At 54.8% G+C, this 3,833-nt stretch carries 4 protein-coding genes and 4 tRNA genes; 7 read left to right on the top strand and 1 reads right to left on the bottom strand.

The features are described 5' to 3' along the window. Positions 1-479: tetrahydrofolate dehydrogenase/cyclohydrolase catalytic domain-containing protein (locus ACRESJ_RS07405; protein ID WP_431757323.1), on the bottom strand; the 479-nt coding region annotated here is incomplete at its 3' end. Positions 480-754: 275 nt separating this feature from the next. Between ACRESJ_RS07405 and ACRESJ_RS07400 the strand changes: the two genes are divergently transcribed. The 7 genes from ACRESJ_RS07400 to clpP all read left to right on the top strand — a co-directional run bounded on the left by ACRESJ_RS07400 (position 755) and on the right by clpP (position 3,675). Beyond that, a tRNA-Arg gene (locus ACRESJ_RS07400) sits at positions 755-831 on the top strand. Positions 832-863: 32 nt separating this feature from the next. Further along, positions 864-939 (top strand) — tRNA-His (locus tag ACRESJ_RS07395). Between the two features lie 59 nt (positions 940-998). Continuing rightward, positions 999-1,083 (top strand) — tRNA-Leu (locus tag ACRESJ_RS07390). Between the two features lie 75 nt (positions 1,084-1,158). Beyond that, positions 1,159-1,234: transfer RNA gene (locus tag ACRESJ_RS07385), tRNA-His, on the top strand. Between the two features lie 88 nt (positions 1,235-1,322). Continuing rightward, entirely contained in the window at positions 1,323-1,556 is a 234-nt protein-coding gene (locus ACRESJ_RS07380) for a hypothetical protein (protein WP_431757322.1), read from the top strand. A gap of 78 nt (positions 1,557-1,634) precedes the next feature. Further along, entirely contained in the window at positions 1,635-2,945 is a 1,311-nt protein-coding gene (tig, locus tag ACRESJ_RS07375) for a trigger factor (protein ID WP_431757321.1), read from the top strand. A gap of 94 nt (positions 2,946-3,039) precedes the next feature. After that, the gene (clpP, locus tag ACRESJ_RS07370) at positions 3,040-3,675 is read left to right on the top strand and encodes an ATP-dependent Clp endopeptidase proteolytic subunit ClpP (protein ID WP_431757320.1); all 636 of its coding nucleotides are present in this window, start codon (positions 3,040-3,042) and stop codon (positions 3,673-3,675) included. Positions 3,676-3,833 lie beyond the last annotated feature (158 nt).

Here is a 3,833-nt window from a genome sequence, read left to right as displayed (position 1 = left end):
ATCCCGTAGAGATCGGCTCCGGTGCTTTCCAGCAGGGTCATGATGCCTTTGGGGGTGCATGGGCGCAGCAGCGGGATACGCTGGGCCAGGCGACCGACGTTATAAGGGTGGAACCCGTCGACGTCTTTATCCGGACGAATGCGCTCCAGCAGGCGGGAGGCATCCAGGTGTTCGGGAAGCGGAAGCTGAAGCAGAACGCCGTCGATTGCAGGATCGTCGTTCAGGCGATCGATCAGCTCGGTCAGCGCTTCTTGAGTGGTTTCGGAAGGCAGGTCATAAGCTTGGGATAGAAAGCCGACCTCTTCACAGTCTTTACGCTTGTGCGAGACATAAACCTGAGAGGCAGGATCGCTGCCGACCAGGATCACCGCAAGGCCGGGCGTGCGCAGGCCTTGCTGGCGACGCTCGGTGACACGTTGGGCGATCTGCTGGCGCAGGCTGGCGGCGATCGATTTGCCGTCGATTAGTTGTGCAGTCATTGCGCGTGATTAACCATCGAGAGGGGAAAAAAAGAGAACGCATTCTCGCATGTCATGCGGTGAGGGCAAAGGCGCTTGGTCTGCAAATTCCCCTAACTCCTTTAATTAAATGAATTTTTTTTAAAAAGGATTTGACGACCTCCGGGGGGCTCTATACTATTCGTCGCACTTGTCGGGCACAGCCTAGCACTGGTTAAGAAGGTCAAGCGGAATCAAGGTTCTGCAAGACTGAAAAGCGATTAGTTTGTAGTCCTCCAAGAGTACAGATTAATAAAGCGCCCGTAGCTCAGCTGGATAGAGCATCCGCCTTCTAAGCGGATGGTCGCAGGTTCGAGTCCTGCCGGGTGCGCCATTAGGCAGCTTTGGCACAAGTAACGCGATATGGTGGGCGTAGCTCAGTTGGTAGAGCACGGGATTGTGACTCCCGTTGTCGTGGGTTCGATCCCCATCGTCCACCCCATATTTCGAAAGGGCGCCAGATTAACAGTCTGGCGCCTTTGCTTTAAAAGGCTTCACTCTGCGGATGTGGTGGAATTGGTAGACACACTGGATTTAGGTTCCAGCGCCGCGAGGCGTAAGAGTTCGAGTCTCTTCATCCGCACCAAATAAAGCTTCACTCGTGTCATTGGCATGCTTGGGGCTCACAAAGAAGTTTTTTGCTTCTTTGGCACGCAATATGGTGGGCGTAGCTCAGTTGGTAGAGCACGGGATTGTGACTCCCGTTGTCGTGGGTTCGATCCCCATCGTCCACCCCATATTTCGAAAGGCGCCAGATTAATAGTCTGGCGCCTTTTTTGTTTCAGTGGTTTGAGTGTTCGGCGGCTGCAGGTTCTGGGTCGCAGGGTGGGGCGTTTCGTCGTATTTATGTTTCTCGATGATGCTGCGCTGCTCGCCGACCTTGTTCGCAAGATCGGCCGTCAGGGAGATGATTGGCAGCCTCTTCTATATAAAGAAGGGTTGGCGCAGAGCCCTGACGTGATTGGCTGTATTTGCCACCGGGGCGAGGTGCATCCGTGCATTCGCACCTATAAATTGCCTGCTGCTTTTTTACCCGTTTTCAGTGGGGTGACTTCTTGAGTTTGACCCACTAGAATGCATGCCCTTGATTCTGGGGTCGGAAACGGCCGGCTAACGTCTGTGCAACGAGGAATATCCATGCAAGTTTCTGTTGAAAATACTTCTGCTCTTGAGCGCCGCATGAGCATCACCGTGCCGGCTGAGCGCATCGAGACTCAGGTCAACAAGCGTCTGCAGCAGACTGCCCAAAAGGCCAAGATTGCTGGCTTCCGTCCAGGCAAAGTGCCAATGAGCGAAATCAAGCGTCGTTTCGGCGCTGAAGCTCGCCAGGAAGCTGTAGGCGACGTGATCCAGTCTTCCTTCTACGAAGCAGTGGTCGAGCAAAAGCTGAACCCGGCTGGTTCGCCATCGATCGAGCCAAAATCCCTGGAAGCGGGCAAGGACCTGGAATACGTTGCCGTATTCGAAGTGTTCCCTGAGTTCACCGTTGCCGGTTTCGACGGTATCGCCGTAGAGCGCCTGAGCGCTGACGTGGCTGATGCCGATCTGGACAAAATGCTGGACATCCTGCGCAAGCAGAACACCCGTTTCGAAGTGGCCGATCGCGCTGCTCAAAACGAAGACCAACTGAACATCGATTTCGTCGGCAAGGTCGACGGTGAAGTGTTCGCTGGCGGTTCCGCCAAGGGTACTCAGCTGGTTCTGGGTTCCGGCCGCATGATCCCGGGTTTCGAAGACGGTCTGGTTGGCGCTAAAGCCGGTGAAGAGCGCGTTCTGAACCTGACTTTCCCTGAGGACTATCAAAACCTCGACCTGGCTGGCAAAACCGCTGAGTTCACCGTTACCGTGAACACTGTTTCCGAGCCAAAGCTGCCAGAACTGACCGAAGAATTCTTCGCTCAATTCGGCATCAAGGAAAGCGGTCTGGACGGTTTCCGCACCGAAGTTCGCAAGAACATGGAGCGCGAACTGCGCCAGGCAATCAAATCCAAGGTCAAGAATCAGGTAATGGATGGTCTGCTGGCCACCAACCCGATCGAAGTGCCTAAGGCCCTGCTGTCCAACGAAGTTGACCGTCTGCGCGTGCAGGCTGTTCAGCAGTTCGGCGGCAACATCAAGCCTGACCAACTGCCAGCCGAGCTGTTCGAAGAGCAAGCCAAGCGCCGCGTAGTGCTGGGTCTGATCGTGGCTGAAGTGGTCAAGCAATTCGACCTCAAGCCAGACGAAACCCGCGTTCGCGAAATGATTCAGGAAATGGCTTCGGCCTACCAGGAACCTGAGCAAGTTGTGTCCTGGTACTACAAGAACGACCAGCAACTGAACGAAGTTCGTTCGGTTGTGCTGGAAGAACAAGTTGTGGATACTGTTCTGCAGAAAGCTAGCGTGACCGACAAGTCGGTCTCTTACGAAGAAGCGGTCAAGCCGGTAGAAGCTCCACAAGCCGACTGATTGTCTTTGCGGTAAGAAGTACACACCATAAGCCAGCCTTCGTGCTGGCTTATGCGTTTTCAAGACATAACTATTTTGGGAGTGACTGCAGAGCATGTTCCGTAATTCTTATATTCAGCAGAACTCTGATATCCAGGCCGCAGGCGGTCTGGTCCCGATGGTTGTCGAGCAATCTGCTCGTGGCGAGCGCGCCTATGACATCTACTCGCGTCTCCTCAAGGAGCGAGTGATCTTTCTGGTGGGTCCGGTAGAGGACTACATGGCCAACCTGATCTGTGCGCAACTGCTGTTCCTTGAAGCGGAAAACCCGGACAAGGACATCCATCTCTATATCAACTCCCCGGGCGGTTCGGTGACAGCGGGCATGTCGATCTACGACACCATGCAGTTCATCAAACCCAACGTATCGACCACCTGTATCGGTCAGGCGTGCAGCATGGGCGCGTTTTTGCTGACGGCAGGTGCACCTGGCAAGCGTTACTGCCTGCCGAACTCGCGAGTAATGATTCACCAGCCGCTGGGCGGTTTCCAGGGCCAGGCTTCGGATATCGAAATCCATGCCAAGGAAATCCTGTTCATCCGCGAGCGTCTCAATACGCTGATGGCCCAGCACAGCGGCCGTACTCTGGAAGAAATCGAGCGCGATACCAACCGCGACAACTTCATGAGCGCGACAGCCGCCCGTGATTACGGCTTGATCGACGAAGTGATCACCCAGCGCCCCGCTTAATTAAGCAACTCAAAATAGGGGTGGTCGGCTTGTCCGATCACCGGCGGGCTTGAAAAAGCCCGCAATAGCCTTCATCTTGTGTTGCAAGCCTATCGGATTTGGATCGAACGAATGACTGACACCCGCAACGGCGAGGACAACGGCAAGCTGCTCTATTG

Origin of the sequence: Pseudomonas sp., from assembly GCF_050739655.1 — a bacterium.
In the GTDB taxonomy this organism is placed as follows: Bacteria; Pseudomonadota; Gammaproteobacteria; order Pseudomonadales; family Pseudomonadaceae; genus Aquipseudomonas.
Note: the sequence above shows the minus strand (reverse complement) of the source record. Positions and strands in the feature narration are given on the sequence as shown.